Below are 3,724 nucleotides of genomic sequence, written 5' to 3'. Positions count from 1 at the left end.
GCGCGGCCAGCGGCAGCGCGCTGGCGTGGCAGTTCCGGCAGATGCTGTACGCCTGCCGCGACGGCTGGGAGTGGGCGCTGTCGCTTGCCGCCGGCGCACTGGCCCTGCTCACCGCGTTACGGCTGGCGCGCTGGATCGCCGCGCGGCTGGCCGGCACGAGCGCATCCGCCCCACCGCCGCGCTGGCTGCGTGCGGGCTGGCTGTTCGCGCTGGCCTACTACGGCCTGCTGCTGGCGGTCGACGGCCGCTATCGCGATTTCCCGCTGGGCCTGTTCTGGCTGCCGTGCCTGGGCTACGCATTGCTCGGCTGGCTGGGCGAGCGCCACGCCATGACCATGCCGTTGCCGGAGGAACGCTTCCTCGCGCTGTGGCCGCTGCCGCTGGCGCTGGCGGTGCTGCTGCAGGAAGCCGGCCTCACGCCGGTGGCGTGGCTATGGCTGAGCCTGAACCTGCTGCTGGTGCTGCCAGTGCTGCTGGAGTGGTGCCGCGCGCGGCGTGATGGACAGGTTGCCTGAGCGCTCTCCGCGCACGAAGACGTGCCATCTTTTTCTGAAAACGCTTCTCGTGGGCGGGTTTCTTCGCGAACTCGTGGCTCTTTTGACGTGGAGTTCCGTTCTTGTACGAGGTTCTTGCGACCGATTCTCGAGATTGAGTTAGTCAACCTCTGGGAATGAGCTGTCCGCCACACTAAATCCGGTCTGCGCGAACTTTTTCGGTTGACATCGTGAATATTTGCGGATGAACCATTCCCTATGGCCTGGATGCAATGTCGGCATCAGGGGAGGCATGTGCATTCGTGGCGAGAGAGCTGCCGCCGAGCCGTGAAGATGAGTTCATCAGCGCTGGTGTCCAAAACCGATGGTCGAGGAAAGCGTCAAGAACTCAGGGAGTCGATACTGTAAACAAATACGGGCAATGGCTGATGTTGTGGATGCTGCTGGCTATCCCGCTGGCGCATGCGGGCACAGTGACGCACGTATACACCGACCCACAGGGAACGCCGCTGGCCGAAGCCGATGCCAACGGCAACATCACGGGGCGGATTCAACTTTGAAGTGCAGTACCCCGGCAAGTGAGGTGGCGCAGGTGCGGCGAGTTGACGCCGACTCCAAGTGGATGCTGCGCTGGCGATCAGAGGAAGGGTCTGCTGATACGGGGCTCTTGGTTCGGACGGCCGGTATCGAAGATGCACGCGCGCCACAAGAACAGCCCGCCGAGCAGCAGCGCCAGCGCGCCACTTTCCACGCAGTACAGCTCGAGCGCGAACGCGCCCAGTGCGGCGGCCAGCCAGGCGGCCCAGGCGCGCCGGTGCAGCAACGCCAGCGCGGTCGCGGCCAGCGCCGCGATGCCGTAGACGTCGTGCAGGAAGCCCAGCACCAGCCATTGCCGCCAGCGGCACCACCACGGCGCGTGGCCGGCGCTGCACAGCTGGCCGATCGCACTGGATTCGACCAGGCCGTAGCGCAGCCAGGCGGCGAGCGCCGCCACCGCCAGCAGGGCCAGCCAGGCCAGCGCCTGCTTCGCCATCGGTGCGCTCATCGGCGCGTGGTCGGCACGGGCTGGCCGCCGACGTGCGCCGGCAGGCTGATCTCCGCCGCCAGCGGCAGGTGGTCGGAGAACGCCTGCGGCAAGGCCCAGGTTTTCTCCAGCCGGATCGCCGGCGAGGTGAGGATGTGGTCCAGCGCGCGCCGCGGCTTCCAGCTGGGGAAGGTCGGCGTTGGTTGCGCTGGCGGCTGCAGGGTGGATTTGGCGAACAGCTGGCGCATCTCGGTGCTGCCGGGCTCGGTGTTGAGGTCGCCCATCAGCACCGCGTGCGGGAAGTCCTGCAGCAGTTCGGCGATGAAGCCGAGCTGGCGCGCGCGCGCCGGCGCGCTCAGCGACAGGTGCGCGATCATCACCGCCAGCGCGTTGTCGCCTTCGCCGAACTGGGCCAGCAGCGCGCCGCGGCCGGGAATGCGGCTGGGCAACGGGTAATCCAGTACCGTGTGCGGTTCCAGCCGGCTGATCAGGCCGTTCGCCGAGTGTGCCAGCCGGGCCATCGCCCGGTTCGGCTGGTGGCTCCAGAACGGCAGGCCGGCGGTCTCGGCGAGGTAGCGGGTCTGGTTGAGGAAGCCCGAGCGCAGGCTGCCGGCGTCGGCCTCCTGCAGGCCGATCACGTCGAACTGCGCCAGCACCTCGGCCAGGCGGTCGAGGTTGTCCATCTTGCTGCGCCCCGGCAGCATCGCGTTGAGGCTGCGGGTGACGTACTCGCTGTAACGCTGCACGCTGGCGCCAGCCAGGATGTTGCAGCTCAGCAGGCGCAGGTGGCGCTCGGCAGGGGCGGCAGGGGAGGTGGCGGCACGGGTCATCGCGACACACTACACGGGAAAGGGACGCCGGCGCGCATACGCAGGCGCCGGGCACTGCGCCCAGCATGAGCCAGCGCAGATGAACGGCGCGTCAGCCGGCGCTGCCGGGCGTGCCTACTTGCCGGCCAGTTCGCGCTTGACCAGCCACTGCGTCACCGCCAGCATTTCGTCGAACGAGTGCACGGTGGCCACGCGGTACTTGCCGTTGACCACGATGGTCGGGGTGCCGTCCACCTGCCATTTCTGGATCAGTGCGAGGTCTTCCTTCATCTTCGCGGTGGCTTCGGGCGAGGTGGCCAGGCGCATGAAGGCGGCGCGGTCGACACCCTCGGCGGCGTAGAAGTTGGCCAGTTCGTCCAGCGAGTTGATCGGGTAGTGCTGGGCGAACTTGGCGTCGAACAGCTTCAGATGGGTGCGCTCGACCACGCCCAGCTGCTTTGCCGCGTAGTAGGCCCGCGCATACGGCAGCCACTCCGCGCTGAACGGCGCCGGCACCAGCTTGAATTCGACTCCGGCCGGCAGCTGCTGGCGCAGCTTCTCGGCGGCCGGCGCGAACTGCGCGCAGTGGATGCAGCCGTAGGAGAACACCTCGACCACCTCCACCTTGCCATCGCTGCTGTAGCGCTGGTGCGGAGCGGGCAGGGTGACGTACTCGCTACCTTCGGTATACGGCGCCGGCGCGCCGGACTGCGCGGTGCAGGCACTGGCCAGCAGCAGGCCGGCGAGCAGGGTGAGCACGCGCAGGTGGGAAAATCGCTTGAACATGCAGGTCTCTCTTCGCGGGTAGGCGGTGGGGCCGCCGTGCGGGCCAGATTAACCGAACCGGCCTGACCAGACCGGCTTATTTGCCGGCGGCTTCCTTGGCCACCAGCCACTGGGTCAGCTCGATCGACTGCGCGTAGCCGCCGGCGGAGCTCGCCGTGAAGCGGTACTTGCCATTGACGATCATGGTCGGCGTGCTGTCCACCCCATAGGCCTTCATCAGGTCGTCGGCACGCTTCATCTTGGTGTTGACGGTGAACGAGTTGGCGACGCCGACGAATTCCTTCGGGTCGACGCCGTACTTGGCGTAGAACTTCGCCGCGTCCTCGATGGTCGGCCATGCCGAGCGCGGCTTCAGCCCGCTGGCCTTCAGGTTGTAGGTGGACAGCTCGCCGCTTTTCCACACCGCGTCGTACATCGCGTCGTGGGTCTTGCCGACCAGGTCCAGCGCCTGCGCCGCGTAGAATGCGCGCTGGTACATCGGCCAGTTCTCGTCCGGGCGGAACGAGGCGGCCAGGTAGTTCATCACCGCGTTCGGCGGCAGGCTGCTGGCGATCTGCTCGACAGTGGAATGGAAGCCGTTGCAGGCCGGGCAGCCGTAGGAGAACACCTCG

The 3,724-nt window shown here is 67.5% G+C and carries 5 protein-coding genes and 1 pseudogene; 2 read left to right on the top strand and 4 right to left on the bottom strand.

Translation table 11 applies throughout. The features are described from left to right. Both UUA_RS19590 and UUA_RS20165 read left to right on the top strand, forming a co-directional pair. A pseudogene (locus UUA_RS19590) lies at positions 1–515 on the top strand (glycoside hydrolase family 17 protein); the annotation flags it as partial. Between the two features lie 407 nt (positions 516–922). Then, entirely contained in the window at positions 923–1,054 is a 132-nt protein-coding gene (locus tag UUA_RS20165) for a hypothetical protein (protein WP_268793796.1), read from the top strand. A 77-nt stretch (positions 1,055–1,131) separates the two neighbouring features. Here UUA_RS20165 and UUA_RS00020 read toward each other — a convergent pair whose 3' ends face one another. From UUA_RS00020 to UUA_RS00005, 4 genes are all read right to left on the bottom strand, one after another. Continuing rightward, on the bottom strand, positions 1,132–1,539 hold the full coding sequence (locus tag UUA_RS00020; RefSeq protein ID WP_153022900.1) for a hypothetical protein: 408 nt from the start codon (positions 1,537–1,539) through the stop codon (positions 1,132–1,134). Further along, entirely contained in the window at positions 1,536–2,348 is an 813-nt protein-coding gene (locus UUA_RS00015; protein ID WP_008433166.1) for an endonuclease/exonuclease/phosphatase family protein, read from the bottom strand. Before UUA_RS00015 ends, UUA_RS00020 begins: the two co-directional genes overlap by 4 nt. A gap of 114 nt (positions 2,349–2,462) precedes the next feature. Then, positions 2,463–3,113 carry a thiol:disulfide interchange protein DsbA/DsbL gene (locus UUA_RS00010; protein WP_008433164.1) on the bottom strand — a complete coding sequence of 217 codons (651 nt, stop codon included), beginning with the start codon at positions 3,111–3,113 and terminating at the stop codon, positions 2,463–2,465. Positions 3,114–3,189: 76 nt separating this feature from the next. Next, positions 3,190–3,724: thiol:disulfide interchange protein DsbA/DsbL (locus tag UUA_RS00005; protein ID WP_008433163.1), on the bottom strand; the 535-nt coding region annotated here is incomplete at its 5' end.

The organism is Rhodanobacter thiooxydans LCS2 (assembly GCF_000264375.1).
In the GTDB taxonomy this organism is placed as follows: domain Bacteria; phylum Pseudomonadota; class Gammaproteobacteria; order Xanthomonadales; family Rhodanobacteraceae; genus Rhodanobacter; species Rhodanobacter thiooxydans.
The sequence above is the reverse complement of the archived record's forward strand: the minus strand, read 5'-3'. Positions and strand labels throughout refer to the sequence as shown.

Excerpts from the sequence above, each read along its gene's own strand:
- UUA_RS20165 (WP_268793796.1), top strand. The coding sequence starts at position 923 with ATGTTGTGGATGCTGCTGGCTATCCCGCTGGCGCATGCGGGCACAGTG.
- UUA_RS00020 (WP_153022900.1), bottom strand. The coding sequence starts at position 1,539 with ATGAGCGCACCGATGGCGAAGCAGGCGCTGGCCTGGCTGGCCCTGCTG.
- UUA_RS00015 (WP_008433166.1), bottom strand. The coding sequence starts at position 2,348 with ATGACCCGTGCCGCCACCTCCCCTGCCGCCCCTGCCGAGCGCCACCTG.
- UUA_RS00010 (WP_008433164.1), bottom strand. The coding sequence starts at position 3,113 with ATGTTCAAGCGATTTTCCCACCTGCGCGTGCTCACCCTGCTCGCCGGC.